This is a genomic window from Candidatus Thiothrix putei (genome assembly GCA_029972225.1).
GTDB lineage: Bacteria > Pseudomonadota > Gammaproteobacteria > Thiotrichales > Thiotrichaceae > Thiothrix > Thiothrix putei.
Map to the genome: position 1 here is coordinate 3,201,541 of CP124756.1, position 19,004 is coordinate 3,220,544.

At 40.9% G+C, this 19,004-nt stretch carries 19 protein-coding genes; 8 read left to right on the forward strand and 11 right to left on the reverse strand.

Annotated elements, in window-relative coordinates:
* Nucleotides 1-24 precede the first annotated feature (24 nt).
* On the reverse strand, nt 25-1,122 hold the full coding sequence (locus QJT81_16360) for a DNA cytosine methyltransferase (GenBank protein ID WGZ93367.1): 1,098 nt from the start codon (nt 1,120-1,122) through the stop codon (nt 25-27).
* A gap of 28 nt (nt 1,123-1,150) precedes the next feature.
* Here QJT81_16360 and QJT81_16365 point away from each other — a divergent pair, with 28 nt between their 5' ends.
* Both QJT81_16365 and QJT81_16370 read left to right on the forward strand, forming a co-directional pair.
* Nucleotides 1,151-1,435, forward strand: coding sequence for a helix-turn-helix transcriptional regulator (locus QJT81_16365; GenBank protein WGZ93368.1), 285 nt, complete (start codon nt 1,151-1,153; stop codon nt 1,433-1,435).
* Nucleotides 1,435-2,523 (forward strand): hypothetical protein, encoded by a 1,089-nt coding sequence (locus QJT81_16370; protein WGZ93369.1) that lies wholly within the window; start codon nt 1,435-1,437, stop codon nt 2,521-2,523. Before QJT81_16365 ends, QJT81_16370 begins: the two co-directional genes overlap by 1 nt.
* Nucleotides 2,524-2,573: 50 nt before the next feature.
* Here the strand turns inward: QJT81_16370 and uvrA are convergent, their stop codons facing one another.
* Nucleotides 2,574-5,393 carry an excinuclease ABC subunit UvrA gene (gene uvrA, locus QJT81_16375; protein ID WGZ93370.1) on the reverse strand — a complete coding sequence of 940 codons (2,820 nt, stop codon included), beginning with the start codon at nt 5,391-5,393 and terminating at the stop codon, nt 2,574-2,576.
* Nucleotides 5,394-5,841: 448 nt separating this feature from the next.
* A complete protein-coding gene (locus QJT81_16380) occupies nt 5,842-6,081 on the reverse strand; it encodes a hypothetical protein (GenBank protein ID WGZ93371.1) in 240 nt (79 codons plus the stop codon).
* A 328-nt stretch (nt 6,082-6,409) separates the two neighbouring features.
* On the opposite strand from QJT81_16380, the gene QJT81_16385 reads away from it, so the two are divergent.
* The gene (locus QJT81_16385; GenBank protein ID WGZ93372.1) at nt 6,410-6,637 is read left to right on the forward strand and encodes a hypothetical protein; all 228 of its coding nucleotides are present in this window, start codon (nt 6,410-6,412) and stop codon (nt 6,635-6,637) included.
* 294 nt (nt 6,638-6,931) lie between these two features.
* On the opposite strand, the gene QJT81_16390 is transcribed toward QJT81_16385, so the two are convergent.
* Complete coding sequence (locus QJT81_16390) at nt 6,932-7,393, reverse strand: hypothetical protein (GenBank protein WGZ93373.1); 462 nt, start codon at nt 7,391-7,393, stop codon at nt 6,932-6,934.
* A 277-nt stretch (nt 7,394-7,670) separates the two neighbouring features.
* On the opposite strand from QJT81_16390, the gene QJT81_16395 reads away from it, so the two are divergent.
* From QJT81_16395 to QJT81_16415, 5 genes are all read left to right on the forward strand, one after another.
* The gene (locus QJT81_16395) at nt 7,671-8,159 is read left to right on the forward strand and encodes a hypothetical protein (protein ID WGZ93374.1); all 489 of its coding nucleotides are present in this window, start codon (nt 7,671-7,673) and stop codon (nt 8,157-8,159) included.
* 88 nt (nt 8,160-8,247) lie between these two features.
* Nucleotides 8,248-8,685 carry a hypothetical protein gene (locus QJT81_16400; protein ID WGZ93375.1) on the forward strand — a complete coding sequence of 146 codons (438 nt, stop codon included), beginning with the start codon at nt 8,248-8,250 and terminating at the stop codon, nt 8,683-8,685.
* 142 nt (nt 8,686-8,827) lie between these two features.
* Complete coding sequence (locus tag QJT81_16405) at nt 8,828-10,084, forward strand: integron integrase (GenBank protein ID WGZ93376.1); 1,257 nt, start codon at nt 8,828-8,830, stop codon at nt 10,082-10,084.
* Nucleotides 10,085-10,796: 712 nt separating this feature from the next.
* Nucleotides 10,797-11,945: a hypothetical protein gene (locus QJT81_16410; protein WGZ93377.1), complete on the forward strand. Its 1,149-nt coding sequence runs from the start codon at nt 10,797-10,799 to the stop codon at nt 11,943-11,945.
* 857 nt (nt 11,946-12,802) lie between these two features.
* Nucleotides 12,803-13,636 (forward strand): hypothetical protein, encoded by an 834-nt coding sequence (locus QJT81_16415; protein ID WGZ93378.1) that lies wholly within the window; start codon nt 12,803-12,805, stop codon nt 13,634-13,636.
* Between the two features lie 731 nt (nt 13,637-14,367).
* Here QJT81_16415 and QJT81_16420 read toward each other — a convergent pair.
* The 7 genes from QJT81_16420 to QJT81_16450 all read right to left on the reverse strand — a co-directional run bounded on the left by QJT81_16420 (nt 14,368) and on the right by QJT81_16450 (nt 18,929).
* On the reverse strand, nt 14,368-15,534 hold the full coding sequence (locus QJT81_16420; protein WGZ93379.1) for a phage/plasmid replication protein, II/X family: 1,167 nt from the start codon (nt 15,532-15,534) through the stop codon (nt 14,368-14,370).
* A gap of 149 nt (nt 15,535-15,683) precedes the next feature.
* On the reverse strand, nt 15,684-15,914 hold the full coding sequence (locus QJT81_16425) for a hypothetical protein (protein ID WGZ93380.1): 231 nt from the start codon (nt 15,912-15,914) through the stop codon (nt 15,684-15,686).
* A gap of 280 nt (nt 15,915-16,194) precedes the next feature.
* Entirely contained in the window at nt 16,195-16,482 is a 288-nt protein-coding gene (locus QJT81_16430) for a hypothetical protein (GenBank protein WGZ93381.1), read from the reverse strand.
* Between the two features lie 78 nt (nt 16,483-16,560).
* Entirely contained in the window at nt 16,561-16,887 is a 327-nt protein-coding gene (locus QJT81_16435) for a hypothetical protein (protein WGZ93382.1), read from the reverse strand.
* Nucleotides 16,884-17,132 carry a hypothetical protein gene (locus tag QJT81_16440; GenBank protein ID WGZ93383.1) on the reverse strand — a complete coding sequence of 83 codons (249 nt, stop codon included), beginning with the start codon at nt 17,130-17,132 and terminating at the stop codon, nt 16,884-16,886. The genes QJT81_16435 and QJT81_16440 overlap by 4 nt, the downstream gene beginning before the upstream one ends.
* A 12-nt stretch (nt 17,133-17,144) precedes the next feature.
* A complete protein-coding gene (locus QJT81_16445) occupies nt 17,145-17,858 on the reverse strand; it encodes a KilA-N domain-containing protein (GenBank protein WGZ93384.1) in 714 nt (237 codons plus the stop codon).
* Between the two features lie 471 nt (nt 17,859-18,329).
* Entirely contained in the window at nt 18,330-18,929 is a 600-nt protein-coding gene (locus tag QJT81_16450; GenBank protein ID WGZ93385.1) for a hypothetical protein, read from the reverse strand.
* Nucleotides 18,930-19,004: the final 75 nt, after the last annotated feature.

Sequence of the window (19,004 nt, forward strand, 5' to 3'; positions counted from 1 at the left end):
CGAGTACGTGTATTTAAAACTGCATTAACTCGCAAATTTGAACTCCATATTTTGTCCAGTTAAATATTCATTCTCCTGATGCACACCGCTACGTTCCAATACGCGGTATACAACCTCTGCCACCACTTGAGCCAACCGACAAGGCACTGCGTTACCAATTTGCGAAAAAACCTTACTTTGCGAACCACAAAATCGGTAATCCGCTGGAAAACCTTGCAACAACGCAGCTTCATCAACGGTTAACCGCCGTAGGGACATCGGGGCATCATTCGTTCCGTGCGGCTTTCCTCCTTTCATCAGATGGCGGTGATAGTCCTCAACCCACGGTTTAGCAGCGTCGAATAAATGGGCTTCATCAATAATGGGAGTCCTATTTCCTCCCATACTGGCTGGTAAAGTACTTGCCCAACCATCAGGGTTAAGCGGGCGACCTTGACCATTAAACAACATACCCGCATAAGGTGACTGCCTTAACACAGGCTTTAATGCCAAGGTAATTTTCGCTTTGCATACTTTATTGTTTGTTTGTGTCCCTGCTTTTCCCAATGGGGATAAAACTTCGCGCAGCGTCGGGGGTGTAGCCTGATATTTTCTGAAAGAAGCGGCATTAATTGGATTAACACCCTGTTTGAAACCAATAAAAAATACACGTTCGCGTGATTGCGGAATTCCCAAATCTTTTGCGTTCAAGGTTGTCACTGTCACCGCGTAACCCGCATTGGAGAAACGTGCCATGAGTTTCCTTCTGACTTCGGCGAACTTTTCCAAACTACCTAATGCCTTGACGTTTTCCATCACAAAAGCACGCGGTTTGATGAGATCAACCACATCAGCAAAACTGAAGATTAATTGGCTTCTAGGATCGTCGGCATCCATTTTTCCTGCCACCGAAAAACCTTGGCAAGGGGGACCACCGAACACAACATCAATATTTTTAAAACCGCCTAATGCCTGTAAATTGGAAGTAATATTCCCCTCGTAAAGCGTTGTCTCAGCGTGATTCGCCCTGAATGTCTGGCAGGCATAAGTATCTATTTCATTGGCCGCGATGACCTCGAAACCTGCCCGTTTGAAACCGACATCCATGCCACCTGCACCCGAAAACAAGGAAACAGCTTTCATATTGAAATATTCCATTTACGAATAATTTGTGAATCATAGCATCATCCACTTTATGAAGAAAGACAAGTCCATCCACGACCTACGGTATCACTCGCTGATCGAAGCCCTTACCAGCGAGCGCAAGCGTTTGAATATTTCTCAAGCTGATCTAGCTGACAAAGTAGGCATGAATCAGTCAGACATATCCAAAATCGAGCAACTTGAACGACGGTTGGATGTCTTGGAATTTGTGCGTATTCTGGAAGCTTTCCGAATCAGTGAAAACAAACATTTTTCTGAAAAAATAACCGCTTTACTAGGCATGGAAATTTAATGAACGTATCAGAACGCAACGAAGATGCCAAATACTATGTCAACGCTAAACTACTGCGGGCTAAGACATTACAGGAATCTGACTTTCATGATTTACTCACAGGAACGCCTGAAGTCTGTAACTTGCTGACAAACTTGATAGAAATCCATGCCAAGGGCTTTCGTGGCGTTGTTTTGACCGCTTTAGTGGGCATACACATTAACCCAGAATACGACCCACTCAACGATTTTTACGGATGTAATCCACGAGCCATTTTTGAGGAAGGCATTTGGTATGCTTTGACTGAAAAAGGTATTCCTTGCGGCAAGTCAGACCCGCTCAATGTGGCAAAAAACATCAGCCAACTGAATGAAGCTTGGGCAAAAGGTAAACGTCCTGAAGCCGCAGCTTTAGCCGCTGTCCATTTTTTGCGGATAGTCATGGAGAGCAAAGGCAAACAACGAGCCATCCTGATTGATTATTTCTTTTTCAGGCTGCTCAGCTACACACAACAGCTCAACCAGCAAGTCGTTGTCACAACCAGCACTGTCGGGGAAAGCACGCGGCAAATAGCGGGGAAACTCGCAATATTCTGCGTTGAATACCCAGAAGCCGGAAACGTGCCACAGTTTGTGATTGCCAAGTTATTGGCATCGTTGTATGCAGATTCCACCATCACTGTTCATGGCGGGGATGAAAGCGTCTTCGGCACGAATACCACATCAAAGAAACCCGCCGATATTTGGACGAGTCAAAGTGCGGAAATCCTGAATCTGTATGAAATCACCGTCAAAAAGATCAATCTGAAAAGGCTTGATGACTGCATTGATGCTCTACGAGGACTTAGCAGCTTGGGCAAACCTGTTACCTTCATCTGCCGCATTCCCGAAGACACCACAGAACTCGCCCTAGACGGAAACACACGTCATTACAAAGGAAAAACCTTTGATTTTATTGATATAAGGGAGTTTATCTTTGTGATTTCAACATTACTAACACCTGCGCAAATGCTGAATTTCTTGGAAGAACTTCAGGCATTTGTGACAGACATCAATATTTCCACCAAGACGAAACAAGGCTGGAACAGCATCTTCCAACAAAAGGACTAACCACCGAAGTAAAGTTCATTCGCCCCGAAAAACGGGGCAGTTTTGGTGTATCACAACATGCGTTTCAGGAACTCCCCCGTAAACGACCCCTCAGTTTCCGCCACCTGCTCCGGCGTACCCACCGCAATAATATGCCCACCCCGACTCCCGCCTTCCGGCCCCAAATCCACCACCCAATCCGCCGTCTTGATCACATCGAGATTATGCTCAATCACCACCACGGTATTGCCACCATCGCGCAAGCGGTGCAGCACTTGCAGCAACTGGTCAACGTCGTGGAAATGCAGCCCCGTGGTCGGCTCATCCAGAATATAAATCGTCTTGCCCGTGCCGCGTTTGGACAGCTCTTTCGCCAACTTCACACGCTGCGCTTCACCGCCGGAGAGCGTGGTGGCATTTTGCCCCAGCGTGATGTACGACAACCCCACGTCCATCAGCGTTTGCAGCTTGGTGTGAATCGACGGCACGGCGGCGAAAAATTCGCAGGCATCTTCCACCGTCATCGCCAGCACTTCACTGATGTTCTTGCCCTTGTAGCGGATGTCGAGGGTTTCGCGGTTGTAACGCTTGCCGTCGCACACTTCGCAGGTCACATACACGTCCGGTAAAAAGTGCATTTCGACCTTGATCACACCGTCGCCGGAACAGGCTTCGCAGCGCCCACCCTTGACGTTGAACGAAAACCGCCCCGGCAAATAACCGCGTGAACGTGCTTCTTGCGTCGCCGCAAATAGTTCGCGAATCGCGGTAAACACGCCCGTGTAGGTGGCGGGATTGGAACGCGGGGTGCGTCCAATCGGGCTTTGGTCGATGTCGATAATTTTATCGATTTGCTCCACGCCCAGCACTTCGCGCACCGGGGCAACTTCCACGCTGCTGTCGTGCAGATGCCGCGCCAGAAACGGGTAAAGCGTGCGGTTGATCAGCGTCGATTTGCCCGACCCCGACACGCCGGTGATGCAGGTCAACAGCCCCAGCGGAATTTCCAGCGTCACGTCGTTGAGGTTATTGCCGGTCGCGCCGATCAGCTTGATGGTGCGTTCGGGGTTGAACGGGGTTCTTGTGCTTGGCATGGTGATTTTGCGCCGCCCGGACATGAATTGCCCCGTCACCGAATCCGGCGTGGCAAACACTTCTTCCGGTGTGCCTTGCGCAATAATGTAACCGCCATGCACGCCCGCGCCGGGGCCAATATCCAGCACATGATCGGCGGAACGGATCGCGTCTTCGTCATGTTCGACCACGATCACGGTATTGCCAAGGTCACGCAGGCGGAACAGCGTTTTCAGCAGCCGTTCGTTGTCGCGCTGATGCAAACCGATGGACGGCTCATCCAGCACGTACATCACCCCGACCAGCCCTGCGCCAATCTGCGACGCGAGGCGGATGCGTTGCGCTTCGCCGCCGGAGAGCGTTTCCGCGCTGCGGCTCAGGGTCAGATAATCCAGCCCGACATTGACCAAAAATTCCAAGCGCAAGGCAATTTCGCGCAAAATCTTGTCGGCAATTTGCCCCTGCGTCCCCGGCAAATTCAGGCTGCGGAAAAACGCATGGCTTTCGCCAATCGGTAAATGCGTGATCGCGGGCAAATTGCGCCCCGCGATGAACACGTTCCGCGCCTGTTCGTTTAAACGTGTGCCGCCGCAATCGGGGCAGGCACGGCTGGCGAGGTATTTCGCCAACTCTTCGCGCACCGCACTCGAATCCGTTTCGCGGTAACGGCGTTTGAGGTTGTTTAATACGCCTTCAAAGGTGTGCGAACGGGTGTAAATTTGCCCTTTTTGCCCGACGTAGGTGAATTCCACCTCCTCCAAACCGCTGCCGTGCAAGATCAGTTTGTGGACAGACGCGGGCAATTCCTCCCACGGCTGTTCCACGTCAAAGCTGAAATGGTCGGCAAGCGAGGTGAGCATCTGGAAGTAGTAAGCGTTGCGCCGATCCCAGCCACGTACCGCGCCACCCGCAAGGCTCAGCGACGAATTTGCCACCACCCGTTGTGGGTCGAAAAACTGTTCCACGCCCAAACCGTCGCAGGTCTGGCACGCGCCAGCAGGTGCGTTGAACGAGAACAAGCGCGGTTCGAGTTCGGTCAGCGACCAGCCGCAATGCGGGCAGGCGTAGTTGGCGGAAAAAATCATGTCTTCGCCGTCACCGTCCATCCACGCCACTGTTGCCAACCCGTTGGCGAGTTTCAGCGCGGTTTCAAACGACTCCGCGAGGCGCAATTGCATGTCGTCGCGCACTTTGAAACGGTCAATCACCACTTCGATGGTGTGTTTCTTGCGCAATTCCAGCGTCGGCGGCACGTCCAGTTCGTAGACCACGCCATTCACCCGCGCCCGCAAATAGCCTTGCGCCCGCAACGAATCAAACAGTTGCACATGCTCGCCCTTGCGTTCGCGCACCACCGGGGCAAGCAACATCAGCTTGCTGCCTTCGGGCAAACTCAATACCTGATCGACCATCTGGCTGACGGTTTGCACTTGCAAATCAACGTGATGCGTCGGGCAACGCGGCACACCCGCCCGCGCATACAGCAGACGCAGGTAGTCGTAAATCTCGGTGATCGTGCCGACGGTGGAACGCGGGTTGTGCGAGGTGGTTTTCTGCTCAATGGAAATCGCCGGAGAAAGCCCTTCGATATGGTCAATGTCCGGCTTTTCCATCATCGACAAAAACTGGCGGGCGTAGGCGGACAGCGACTCAACGTAACGCCGCTGCCCTTCCGCAAAAATCGTGTCGAACGCCAGCGACGACTTGCCCGAACCCGACAAGCCCGTGATCACAATCAGCTTGTCACGCGGCAGGTCAAGGTCGATGTTTTTCAGGTTATGGGTGCGTGCGCCGCGAATTCGGATGAATTTTTCCATGAGTGCAAGCTCGTGCCGAACAAAAAACGAAGTTTAGCAGGTTTTGGCAGAAAGGGAGATTTCCCTACTAAATCACCAAAAATGTTTGGTGTTGGGGACGCTCACGCTTTGTGAGTGTTCGCCTACTTTATGAAAGAGATTGAAGAAAAATCTTGTTCAAAAGGTCTGTGATACTAACGAAGTTGCAGCAGCTCCCTGTACGTTTTTGTATCTGCTATTTGTAAGAGTAGTGTCTTTAAGAACTATTACCTAATGCTGCAACAGTGCTAACTTCTTTTCTCTATGGGAAATTTAAAATGATAATAAGATATTCGTCTTTGTCTACTAATGCGTTTTTTCATTTCTGTCTCTTCTTGCTTTTTATATTATCTTCTGTAGCTCGCTTCTGCGAAGCTCCCACCTGCGGTAGGAACTTGTTCATCAGACCAAAGATAACTAACTTTTGGCTTCATATATTTAAAGCTCTATTAATAATATATGATGGGAATGCTAGAACTGCTTTTAGCTTTAACTTTCCGCTTTTTGTATATAACTTATGTGCTGTGACACCTTCATCTAAACATATCTTTTTACACTTGTGACTGACACGAAGTATATAACCTTTATCTAAACATAGTTCTTTAATAGCTTTATTTTCTTTGATTAGCTTTAATAGGTATCCCCTAACTGTATAATATTCATCTTTCATAATTATCTCCCTGTTGTTATTTTATACTGATGCTTATTATAAAAATGTCAAATAATTTTTGACCCAGTTTGAATAAACTCTTAGTATATATTTATGAAATCCAACTCCTATAGGGGGTTAAGGTAAATGAGTTGTGTAAACGAGCAAGTCGTCGACGCTGCGAAGCTTTGGCTTCTTGACTAAATGACTGTCAGGTTATTTTGCGTACCACAGGGAGAGAGTGTTTAACGACCCTACTGAAAGCCGAGCTACGGTAGGAGGAGAGTCTCGTTAGAGACGAGCCTAAGCTAAATGTTCGACAAAGATAAAATGAGGCAGGAGATAGTATATGAATAATAATTTTGGAACAGGCATATGGAACAACCTGAAAAATTCTTATGTTTATGGTTCTGCCATTATAGGCACAGGCATTGGCGTTTATGAGGCTAATACAATTCCTAACATATATGGCAACTCTTTTGAGTTAGGTGCGTTAGGCGCAATCACAGGAGCTGTAATAGGCAAAGGGCTTAAGCATCTTAGTGAGCGACCTGTAGGCTTACCGTTCTGGAGATGACAGAAACAAATAAGGGGAATTCATTTCCCCTTATTTCTGTTGCTAAAGTCTATACCTAAATACCTATCGACTCTGGAATTAAGTAAATACTCTAATGATTCTCCTGAATCTATTCTATTCTTTGGTATGTTAGGCTTATATTTTCCATACTTAGATTGTACAGATTGTAATGAATCTGAATATCTACTTATAGCAAGGCTGGGATTACTGTAGCTTTTAGTATTAAAGATAAAATGTTCTCTGCCTTTTATGTGGCAATTTAGGTAGAACTTTTCTGCAAGTGATAGCATTTTGTCATTCATCTCTTTGTTTCTTATACCCTGAATACAGACCTACTGTCAGAGCTGAAGATGTAGCTGCTGCTGCTACTACCATGTGCTTCCATGACCAGTTAGCAAACTTTGTTCCAAGATAACCACCTGCAACAGTAGTAAATTTATTAGTGGCTTTATTAAATCCTCTTTTAACTGACTCTGTTAGCTCTTCTGCAACTGGTGGGGTTGACCTTGGCGCTTTTCCTTTTGCTGTTGCTGTTATGCCTTTGGATTCTTGATGTGCCATATCCATTGAAATACTATTATTCATAGAGCGAACCCTATCAGAGCCAGATCTACCATTCCTTTTCATATAATCGGCAAGATGGTCATCATAATTAAACCTTACGTTCTCCATTTCCATGCTGTATCTATTAGAACTATTATATATATCGTTTAACGTTTTTGGTTTATTCTGCTTCTGCTTATTTCTCTTCTTCATTACTTTCAACTCCTTATAGTATTTTTAAAAATTTATATATTATATTTTTAGACTAAGGCTTTTAAGTAAAAAAGGGAAATGTTTTCGCAGCCCCCACCCTATCACATATAAAACCCATTATCCTTTGAATACGAACCTGGTGTGATTATGTAGGTTCTTATACTCCACCGTGGGCGTATCTTTAAAACAGCCCCCTCCGGTTTGTTTATAGCCATTATCCATATCTAATCACATCAAACTGTTTATCAAATTCAATATAACCTTGGAGGTTATTTATATGTTTACGTCTATCAAAAACTTCTTTTTTTCTATTTATGAAACCATGAAGAGAAAAATTATTGGTGTTTATATTCGTTGTAAGAACTGGTTAGTGGATACACTAACAGGTGAAATTATTTATGATATTAACAACATAGATGTTAACCCAACCTTTTGGGATGCTGTCTGTAGAGCAAGCAGCAATGTTGTCTTAGGTAAGCGTGCTGCACATGCTGAGACTGATACAACCAAGAAGCGTGTTACAGGCGCAGTGATAAGAAATGCAACCATTGGCATTGGTGCTACTGGTGTTGCTGCTATAGCTACTTTGTTTGGAGCTACCTTTATTAGTGGATTCTGGACAACTGTCATTACCTTCTATGGCGTTGCCTTTGTTGCCAATCTGGTATTGGAACTGTTCAAGAATTACATGCTTAAGAAAATTGATGCAGTTATGAAAGATGCTTTGTCAGCCTTTGCTGATGGAGATGAATCTGTTTCTGAATAAAATTCAACTGTCTCAATGAATGCAAGCCCTATGGGAGAAATCTCATGGGGCTTTTTTTTGTCCGCAACAAATGAATGAGGAATATATCATGTCTAATGTAACAACTACTACTCCTGTAAACGAGCAAGTCGTCAAGGCTGGCGAGGCTCTGGCCTCTGGCCTAAGTGTGAGTTCTTTAGAACAAACTAAGAAACGCACTGCTTCTAAAAAACAGAAAGCCAATGGCATCAAGCTATGGAATTCTATTAAAGATGAAGTTTGCTTAACTGATGATTTTAATCTTGAAGGTGAACTTAAAGCTAAAGCTGATAAGTATCTACATGCGCTTAAAATAAAAGTATGGAGATTATCATTAGCTAAAGGCAACACAGATGATGCGTTGAAAATTGTTTTTGGTTACAACAAAGCTGTTAATGATTTGTTAGCCAAAAAACTTGAGCCTGCAAGGGAAGATTTAATAGAGAACGTTCCTGCTCCTGTTTTCACTCTTATTGAAGAATGCCCGCCTGATTCTCAGGAAGGCTAGGTGAGCATTCTCTAACACAAACGTCCCCAACACCAACCACCGTTGGTGATTGGGTAAAGAGCTATCCCTAACTTAATACGACACAACCTCAGCTTTGCTCAGGTTGCGCCTCACTGTGTCCGTCATTTGGAGATTAACTATTATGAATGCAATTGTTAAAACAAATATTGAACCTGTAGAACTCTGGAAGCTAGTTATTGATGAAGTCATTTTTTATAGTGAATTCAAATTAATTGGCGACTCTAAAGAAAAAGCTGATAAACAGTTGGCAACCTTGAAACGTAGCATTATGAATGTAGCTAATACTGGAGGAACAAGGCAGGAAGCCTTACCTCTTGTATATGCTTATAATTCTGCAATTACTGATATTGTATCTAATGTTATAGAACAAAGCAGAGATGATTTTGAAAAAAACGAACCTGTTGTTGTTGAGTCTATTCCGGCGTTCATGCAACGCCTCAAGGAGTACATACGGGTCAGGAACTACAGCTACGAAACTGAGAAGACCTATCTTAGCTGGGTACAGAAGTACATTGAGTTCAATGGACACAAGCATCCTGCCAAGTTGAACCACCTACACATAGAGGCATACCTGAACTATCTGGTGAACAGAAGGAAGGTAGCCCTTGCTACCCAGAAACAGGCATTCAATGCCATTATGTTTACCTACAACCAATTTCTAAAGGCAAAGCTAGAACCTATTGATAGTGTCAATAAAAGTAAGAAACCTAAAAAGCTACCTGTAGTGCTATCTACTAATGAAGTAAAAGCTGTCTTTACTCAGCTAAGAGGCATACATTATCTAATTGCCCGTTTGCTATACGGAACTGGTTTACGCATCAGTGAGTGTATGAGTCTTAGACTAAAGGATATTGACTTTGACCGTAGTGAAATCTTTGTGCATCGTGGCAAAGGTGCTAAAGATAGAGTAGTGATGTTACCTAAAAAATTGATACCCGAATTGAAAGAACACATTGCAAAGGTGGAAACTTTGCACCTTGAGGATTTGGATAAGGGTTATGGTTCTGTATACATACCAGAGGCATTGAACCGTAAGGCTTCTAGTTATGCAACTGATATAGGTTGGCAATGGCTGTTCCCTTCTGCCAATCTTTCAGAAGATGTTTATGTTTCTGGTATCATTAGACGGTGGCATATACAGGAGTCAACTATACAGCGTGAACTCCGTAAGGCTGGACAAGCTGCTATGGTTAAGAAGAACGTTTATCCTCATATCTTAAGGCACAGCTTTGCTACCCATCTGGTGCAAGGGGGAACAGACATACGCTCCGTACAAGAGTTGCTTGGACATAGCGATATATCCACTACTCAAATCTACTTACATCTTGCTGGTAGTGCTGCCAATGGTGTTGCCTCTCCATTGGATAGCATCTTATGAATCTGATTTAACAGGAATGTTTGCCTGTCATCCTTACGGATGCAGGCAACAGTAATGGTTAAATATGGCAACTATGACTTGTATCCACTAAGTGAGGTGATGCCCAAGCCTAGTTTGGTATGTTCGCGTCAAAGAACGCTCACCTACCCAAGAACGCAGAAGCTAAAGCTCCTGCTAAGAAAGAGCAGCAGCTTTGCCCCTGCCCCATTCCATAAGACCGACACCCATGCTAAAGCATGGAAGTCTGTACTTGTGGTGACATGAAAGGCTTACACTTCTTCAACTTGCATCTGATGACAAGGTGAGGAATGGAAAGCTTCGCTATCCATAATTTGTTAGCTTCCGTCTATGCTTCGTAGCCAAGAACCTGATTCCATTACATTACGCTTCTATCCTTCCTCGCAGGTCTACGGTTAGCCATAAAGTATGGGAACTAACAACTGTATGTAGATAGTGGTAGTCCTTACTTCGCACATGCTCGTCAGTCCTTACGCTTCATTACATTTCATCAGATTCTTGACTCCTTCACATAGACTCCAGATCCTTTAGTGTCTTCGCTTTCGCTCAGATATGTTTGTCTTGCCTGACTGCTGTCGCAGTCAAATAGAATTACAAACATCTGATATAAATAACATTTAATTATTTTATGGAAAGAAGTGATGCCTTGGGGTAGACTTTCTGTAGAAAGCTTTACTTAAAATTTGGAGTTCTAATGAAACCAGTGGTTGTGCAACACTTGACTGAAGATGATACTCACAAAAAAGCAATTAATGATTACTGGGAGCTAACTGAAGAAGACAAGTTTAATTTTAAAATTATTGATATAACAAATAAATATGATCTACAACCACCTCAAATCAGTGAACTGATTGACATCAAAGCTATAGCATACTCAAGTAAGTATGCTTGTGAGGTTTGTAAAAAACCTTATATATTTAGAAACAGATCGCATTTTAGCAAAACTGGTAAAAGTTTTAAGTGGACATGCGAAGAGTGTCATGAATCTGCCAATAGTTATCAAATAAATCAAAAGTGTAGAATTTTAGAAAAGAACTTTACAGACGCAATGGATACTTCTGGAAAAATTGATGTGACAGATAGAAGTTTAATAGAGCTATTGTATTTAATATCAGTTATCAGGTATTCAGGAACTAATTTAAAAACCGAGATAACTCCTTATGAATCAATTGATGGATTAAGTTTATCACCAAGCTCAGAAATAGATTCGCTAATATATAAAACACTTATTGATAAGAAAATCATTGCAATAAATCCAATTAAGAACATAGAAAGAGTCCAATACATAGACTCAGAAAATATTGATTATGATTGGCAAAAAGTTTCTTGGGTAATAACTGTTCATGGGTATGCCACAGTTCTTGAGAAGACAATTGAAAAAATAGAAAACAAACTCATCAATAAACAATGGTCAGGAATCCAATTTGATGAAGCTAAAAATATTACTGAATTTCTTTTAATAAATGAAGCAATAAATTTTGCCTACAAACTATCAGGTAAAAACAATTTTTATATCTCACAGGATCACTATCTTAGTATATTTGAATTTTCTCGCAAGCTCATAAGAACTCAAACTATTTCTCAAATTTGTATGTTGATATATCAAGCTGGCATGTTTGCAAATAACTTCTTTCTTGAGAAGAAAAGAGACGCAGAACTTGCTGGAAGTGTTTTTATAAAAACACTGGATACAAAGGCGAAAAATGTAATTAATGAACAAAGAGAAGTAAAGCCATTGAATCTAAGTTCTAAGCACAACTCCACTATAAATAAGCTATGGTTTAATGAAATATTATGCTTTGAAGGACAGGAGTTCAATATGATTGCAGACGACTTACTCTAATGCCGTAGGTGAGAATTCGTTAGAAACTGTGAAACAGTATTGTGCATCAGCTTCAAACCCTTACTGGGCTTATGTTTGAGACTGCACGGAAGTGGACGGAAACATCACAAGCGTTTGATTTAAAACATAAACGCAAATCTACGCTGAGTCATAGCTGCTTGATTATCAATCTCCTAAAAAGTCAGGAGCGTATACCCAAGCCACAAAGACTTGTGCTTGGAGGACGATTCGCTACCCAAGCCTGCGGTTGGGGACGTTCGATAGAACGCTCCCTAGGCTAGAGGTCAGAGCCTCGCAGCGTCGAGGACGTGCTCGTTTACGTTCTCCTTTAACTCGTCTCCAATGAGACTCGAAGCTAAGAACATTGCGTCAAGCGCAATGAGGGTTAACATTTGGAATTAATATTAAGACTTGTATAGCCTGCCCTAGCGGGCGGCTGGTTCGCTTTGCGAGGAATCAACATTTGGAATTTAGCATTAATAGCTTACTATAAAAACCTTTCTTTGAATACCAAAATACTCAGATACCTTTAGAAGTGTCTATTTTAAGCTTGTCTGTTTATGGGCGATTTCTTACCACTACTTGTGGTTTTTTTGTTGGGTTTTTTGGTAAACCTATCCTGAAATAAACTTACCGCAGGCGAGAGCTTCGCAGAAGCGAGCTACTGATATTGTCGTGATGACAACATCCATCCTATTGAAACTGGACTTGAATTTACTATCCATACTTGACGTTAGGGATACTCATACAGTGAGTGTCCATCTCTCAATACCTATGGCATGTATTTTTAGTTTAAGTCCTTTTCTATAAACTGGAAAATAATTACAGATAATACTTTAATTGGAAGAAACATAATAATGAATAATACAAATAACACTATCCCTACATGGACACATAGATACGGCACAAAGAATACTCGTGGTGGTAGTCTTGAACTACTGCTACCTGATATTTCTATTTTGAAATATTACTTTAATATTAACAAAAACAAAGGCGTTATTAAATGGCGCGTAGGAAGCCATAAGGGCTTACCTGCTGGATATGCCGAAAAGGCAAGATGGAAGGTAGGGCTATATGACTCTACTGGTAAAAGAGCTGTATATTCAGTTGACAAAATCATTTTCTACGCATCTACAGGATTACGCCCAGATGGAGGTAATATCATTCATCTCAATAATGAAAACTTTGACGACAGGGCAACTAATCTTAGGTTCGTTGAATCCAATGCAACTGATTTTATGTATATCAACAAGACTGAAGGGGGCAAACATAAGGTCAAGATAAGTACATGCCTTAATTACGAACGTTTTACTAGACATCTTGGTACGTTTGATTCTATTGAAGAAGCTGAACAGATACGTAATGAATTCCTTTTGTTAGAAGATTTGTTCCATCTGGTACAACATGAGTATCCACATCTGAGAGATAGTAATCCATATGATGCTGATAATGATTATGAAACCATTGATTCAATTAATATTAGTGTTGCTAAAGATTCCTTGCCGCCGCCAATTACTCCGACACAAGACACATATATCTATACTAGAAGTAGAGAAGAAAACTATATCATTCTAAAGGAAAGAAGTATGTATCAGGCTTTTGTTGTTATAGGTGAAACATTCATTTCTATTGACGAACCATATAAAGACTTTCAAGACTGCCTTAGTGTTCTCAAGAACATTGTTATCTAAACTTTAATAAGTGTCCCTGTATCTCTATCTGATATGGGGATTCTTTTTGATATTAATGTGTATTAAATGCTTCTTGTGCTTAGCTGTATTAAACGATTAGGCATCTACCTATACGACCATAGCTCTTATGTTTATATCGTCTATAAAACGATTCTGGTGGCTTCCGTCCAGCAATGCGTAAACGCAATGCTTCTATATGTACTCCGAACTGAAGAATGGGAAGTGGTGAACCACATCCCTGAAGAAATGACCACCCACATTTATCGTGATTATCATATCTAAGTTATTTATAACATTAAGTTAGAGTATATCGCATTTGGATTCATTAGGTGTGGCATATGCGCTCCCGATAAGGCGGGAACGTAATAGCTATTTGATAATGCCGCCCACATTTTTGTGGACGGTAATAACTGCTTGATAATTTGGATAAAAGCAAATCTGCTTTGTTCGCTTGTTATCTGCTTCTTTTGTTTTGGTCAGCCCTTGCGGGCTTCCCTTCCTGTTGCTTTTGGTTATTGGCTCTTGCCCTGCGCCCATGTGTGGGCTTGGTCAACTTGTTCTGCTGTTTGGGGTTGCAGTGCTTGTGCTTGGACTGACTGGAAGGATTAAACTGGGGATTGTTCCACTGATAGACCCCTACGGAATCCTAGAGATTAGGAAGGAGCGGATACATGAGAGATTTGGTAGTAACGGTAAAAATTACCGGAAAACGAACACCTAGACAGCGAGGCTCAAAATAGGCTATCAAGTATCAACTCTGATGCTTTGGCATGATCTATCTGCATACTTTCTATACTGGCTACTATTACATCAACACCATTTATCCCGTTTAATTTTAGGTCTTCTGGTAGTACAAAATTTGTTAGTGGGTTATCTGTAATGACATAAGGGCGCGAAATATCAACACCAAGGGCATCCTTAATAGCATTAATATATTTACGTCTAGTCTTCTCATCTGGTATCAACAGTTCAATTGAAAGACTACCAGTCTTCCAAGCAATGTAGGTGTTTCTTATTTTCCAGTCCTCTATTAGCAATACATTTTCTTCTTCATGTTTCATTAGCCTTAACTTTTTCCTGTAGTTAAAGTAGGTAGTGATAGCCGTATCAGGCATCCAATCTTGTAACGAGGTTAATCCTAACTTATCTAATTCTCTCTTATGAAGGATTAGCTCTATTCTGATTTTGTCTTCCATGTAATCAATCTGATGGGCTGATAAATGCTGTAGTTTTCTTTTGCTTTTGCGCTCTGTGAATTTGTCATAGATACGATAGGCATAGTCTGAATGTTTATAATTTCCAACGTATAGTGTGTTCGGCTTTTTTGTTATAGACATAATCGTATCCAGCTTAGTTTCAAGAACAGACAAATATTCTATTGGATTGGAAATTGTAGCCATTGAATTTATGTCAACATCGTCTATAAGAATTTCAGAGGCGTTAAGTTCTACTGGGTATAGCTCTAGTCTATCCAATAAAGATAATGCCTTATGGAATGTTTGTTTTACCAGAAAGTGCATATCTGAACTACCATAAAGGTTATGATTAAATAAGTATTTATTGGGGCTACATCGAACTTGGAGAATCGTAAACTTACCATCCGCGTCTTTTAATGACCGTATATCTAAGGCATCTTCTTTACTTGAACTAGTTTCAAGGGTAATACTTTTACATGATTCCTTTATTATATCTCCAGTATCTGGGTCTACTTCTATTAGGATAGAAGAGGAAATAGGTAAATGTTCTCCCACTGGTATACGGTAGTGTAATTTATCTATCATTACAGGTGAGAGAATATCATGGCTGCTTAGGTCATAGTATCTTGCACCTAATAGATGCTTTTTAATGATTTTAGATAAATGTTCTGGACATATAGGCATATCCTTATTATGATTCATATATTGAATCTCCTAATTTGTTCAACTTCTTCTTTATGAGATTTAATGTTTTCAAACTGTACTTTATTTCAATACCCAATAGTCTTAGACCACTACTGGGTATTTTTTTATTGATGCAGGATGCAGCCATGAACTAAATAACTACTAAACTAGTCTTCGTTATCGTATCCATCAAGCAATGCCATCATTCTATCGAGATTTTCCGGTTCATCATCTTGATTAGCAAAAGCACGCTTCTTGGCAGCTTCCTTACTATAATTAGCACTCACATCATTTTCACTCTCATAACCTACAAATATGAGAATTATAAGAAAAGGAATAAGTGCTAATCCACCAGTTAAAAAACTAAGAACAAGACCAATTACAAAAAAGCCTTTCATAAAACATTCCCATAAAAATTAGTAAAGATATTTTTAATAACAGGAATAATTCCGCCTCCTAACAAATGCTACAACTTAAAATGGATAGCCAATAAAATGAATGGTAAAGCAATTAAGGCTGTACCACCAGTTGCAATAACAACTAAAATATAACCAAACCAAGCAGCTCCTGACATAATTTAACCTCTAAGATTATAAATCTGTTTGATAAAACAGCCTGTGGCTTCCTATTTGCAAATGAGGGTTTCTCTACATTCTAAACCACAGGCTTGGGAATCAATCAGTCAATGGTGGACAGAACAAACTCTTCAAATTTTTCAGATTCATGTTTATGTAATAGCTTGGTGTAGCTACTAAACAGTTTCTTATATTTTGTTTCCAATTCTGTATTTACTTCCTTATTCACCAAAGTCATTCTATAACCTTTTTGTTCTAACCAAGTTAAAAGAGTTGAGACTCCAGTAGTCCCACTAGATTCTAGTTTACAGTAATCAGTTATATTTAAACCTGAGGAAAGATATGCTTGAATTATCTGTTCTTTCTCTTCATCTGTTTTACGGACTGCCATAAGTGCTATTCCTTTTGTTGTGAAACCCCATAGCCTACATTGCCCATAGGGTCTCTAGCAAAAGTGTCTGACAAGTGGTTATGAGATTAGTTTGCCGCTAAATTTCTTAACTTCTCTTACGTCTTTAATGAGTTGGTATAATTCGTTTAACTTATAGTCAAGATTATTATCAACTGATGTTTGTGCCTGACCACCACCAAGATTAAGTGAAGCTACGTTAAGGGCTGTGCATTCGTTAAGTAGCTTTCTGATAGTAGCAATCTGTGTATTAACAGGAACTACTGTTACTGGTGCTGTAGGAACGCGCTTAAGTTCTTCCATACGTGCTTGTTCTGCATGATATTCAGCTAATTGTTGTTGTCTAATGGGACTATACTGTTCTAAAGTTTTGACGTTTGGGTTCATAGGTTAGTTGCTCCTTGTAAATATTGCTTTTGTTCTTCGTTTTCCAATAATTTAATAGCATTTTCAACTGTAATAATTTCTACAGGATTATATCCTTTATCTCCAAGCTGAAGTGTCTGAAAGATTAAATCTTGATGTGGTCTTTCCTTTAGCCTTAATGAGTGTAGGGACACATACTGAACTTCATCAATAGTAATGAAGGTGTATTGAACCCTTTTGAAATAGGCAATTCTTGTATCGTTCATAGTGCAAGCTCCTTATTGTGCCGGTGAGTTTCTGATAAAGTCATAAACTTCTTGTTGAGTTTTTAGCATATCGGAACCAATAGCCATAATAAGAAAGTCGTGAAATCTATCTCTCTTTGCCAAGAGTTCACCTGATTGACTATCCCAACTTTCATTGCGTGGAATAAACTTAGACTTGATAGCTTCTGACAAATTAGAATAAACATGAGAAGGAGCATTATAGCCTTTGAGAATTTTATTTTTGTAGACATCTGTAAGTGCCCTAAATGAAGTAGCTGACTCATCTCTGTTCTCAAGTAGGCGATTATTGATAATGATGTTATACAAATCAATTTTGAAATCAGGGTCTAGTGTCGCTGCCGCATCTAAGAAAATGTGTATGTTAGCGTATGTGCCACCACCATAGCGTCCAGTCTTAGTTTTCAGAACAGTAAACAGCTTCCTGTTTCTTATTTTAATAATCCCATGCTCATGCTGAATATTGTTTTCTAATACACTGGAATCCAGTAGGTTAGAATTACCATAACGTTTTTCAAGAGCGAGTATGAGTTCAACTGTATCTGGTTTAACGAGGTAGTTATCTAACCTTAAAGATGGTAATCCTTTAGATTCTCTAATGGCATTGCCCTTATCCCACATATCGTTGAGTCTACCCAACTTAGTTTCTGTTTCTATTGTAAGTATGTAGTCATCATAGACTGGTATTGATAAAGTTCTATTAGTCATAATAGAATTAACTCCATAGGATTTTTTGGCAATCCTACAAACCTATGGCTACATTTGTTCTGAGAAAACTTATATAGCCTTTTTTATGCTTATAGTTATTTAACTATTCTTAGTAGAAGTAATTAACCTTCTAACCACTATATTTACAGATAAATAGATAATGTCAATAACTATTATTGATGTTTCTGGCAATAAAAAAGGGCGGACTATGCCACCCTTTTCATAATAATACTGTATAAGTTAAAACCTGTAGGAACTATTGCATATCAATTGATTAGCATTAGTACATGATAGGACTTTCTATTTTTTTGATATAGTACGAGACAAGCCTTGCAGGAAACGAGAGATAAGCATAAAGACCATAATAGCTGGTATTGCAATACCGAAAATTGTAATCATAATAACTTCACTCCAATATAAAAAATCTTGAGCATAAACTTAAAAACCAAAGTGGCTTAATGGCTCATACATTTATGATACGCATTCGTCTTCCATAACTTCAAGTGCCATCGTTACTTTCTTATGAAACTGTACTAGAGTATTGCCATGAACGTTTGTAATTAACTGTATAACACTTTCTTCTTCTGGTGTTTTGAATGTAAACATATCATTCTGAGGATATATGTGCCGTATTAGCTTTACACATTCATTAACAGAATCATCAGGTACTTCAGAACCTCTTGCACTTAACATTCCAAATAATATGCCAAGTCGCCATGTTAATGTTTTTGCGCACATTATATTGGTTGCAATTCCAATGAGAGGGATGTAACCAATAACCTTGTCGAAAGCAATATCATAGACCAGCTCTTTTCCGATTTTTGTTACTATTGTTTCAACATCTGCTGATGTAATTTCGGGATACCCGTACATTTCCCTGATGCTGTTCCATAGTCCATAGTATATTTTCAAAGCATAAATATCAGCGCCTACTGAAGTAAATGTGCCAAGTATTCCACCCAGACCTTGTATTACTGTGTTCTGATTGGCTGTATTGTTGATTAGCGTATAAACTTCTTTGGCTTTTTTTTCTTTACTTAGTTGTTGGTCGGATATGGGCATATTTACCATAATTTCCACTTTTTGTATTGTTATGTTAATGAAGAACGAAGCTTTACAGTTTTAAGTGTATTTATTTGAAGCAAA

Coding starts and splice junctions, on each gene's coding strand:
- QJT81_16420 (WGZ93379.1), bottom strand. CDS start 15,534: ATGAATCATAATAAGGATATGCCTATATGTCCAGAACATTTATCTAAA.
- QJT81_16390 (WGZ93373.1), bottom strand. CDS start 7,393: ATGAAGAAGAGAAATAAGCAGAAGCAGAATAAACCAAAAACGTTAAAC.
- QJT81_16395 (WGZ93374.1), top strand. CDS start 7,671: ATGTTTACGTCTATCAAAAACTTCTTTTTTTCTATTTATGAAACCATG.
- QJT81_16380 (WGZ93371.1), bottom strand. CDS start 6,081: ATGAAAGATGAATATTATACAGTTAGGGGATACCTATTAAAGCTAATC.
- QJT81_16415 (WGZ93378.1), top strand. CDS start 12,803: ATGAATAATACAAATAACACTATCCCTACATGGACACATAGATACGGC.
- QJT81_16410 (WGZ93377.1), top strand. CDS start 10,797: ATGAAACCAGTGGTTGTGCAACACTTGACTGAAGATGATACTCACAAA.
- QJT81_16370 (WGZ93369.1), top strand. CDS start 1,435: ATGAACGTATCAGAACGCAACGAAGATGCCAAATACTATGTCAACGCT.
- QJT81_16450 (WGZ93385.1), bottom strand. CDS start 18,929: ATGGTAAATATGCCCATATCCGACCAACAACTAAGTAAAGAAAAAAAA.
- QJT81_16360 (WGZ93367.1), bottom strand. CDS start 1,122: ATGAAAGCTGTTTCCTTGTTTTCGGGTGCAGGTGGCATGGATGTCGGT.
- QJT81_16445 (WGZ93384.1), bottom strand. CDS start 17,858: ATGACTAATAGAACTTTATCAATACCAGTCTATGATGACTACATACTT.
- QJT81_16440 (WGZ93383.1), bottom strand. CDS start 17,132: ATGAACGATACAAGAATTGCCTATTTCAAAAGGGTTCAATACACCTTC.
- QJT81_16400 (WGZ93375.1), top strand. CDS start 8,248: ATGTCTAATGTAACAACTACTACTCCTGTAAACGAGCAAGTCGTCAAG.
- QJT81_16435 (WGZ93382.1), bottom strand. CDS start 16,887: ATGAACCCAAACGTCAAAACTTTAGAACAGTATAGTCCCATTAGACAA.
- QJT81_16385 (WGZ93372.1), top strand. CDS start 6,410: ATGAATAATAATTTTGGAACAGGCATATGGAACAACCTGAAAAATTCT.
- QJT81_16405 (WGZ93376.1), top strand. CDS start 8,828: ATGAATGCAATTGTTAAAACAAATATTGAACCTGTAGAACTCTGGAAG.
- uvrA (WGZ93370.1), bottom strand. CDS start 5,393: ATGGAAAAATTCATCCGAATTCGCGGCGCACGCACCCATAACCTGAAA.
- QJT81_16425 (WGZ93380.1), bottom strand. CDS start 15,914: ATGAAAGGCTTTTTTGTAATTGGTCTTGTTCTTAGTTTTTTAACTGGT.
- QJT81_16430 (WGZ93381.1), bottom strand. CDS start 16,482: ATGGCAGTCCGTAAAACAGATGAAGAGAAAGAACAGATAATTCAAGCA.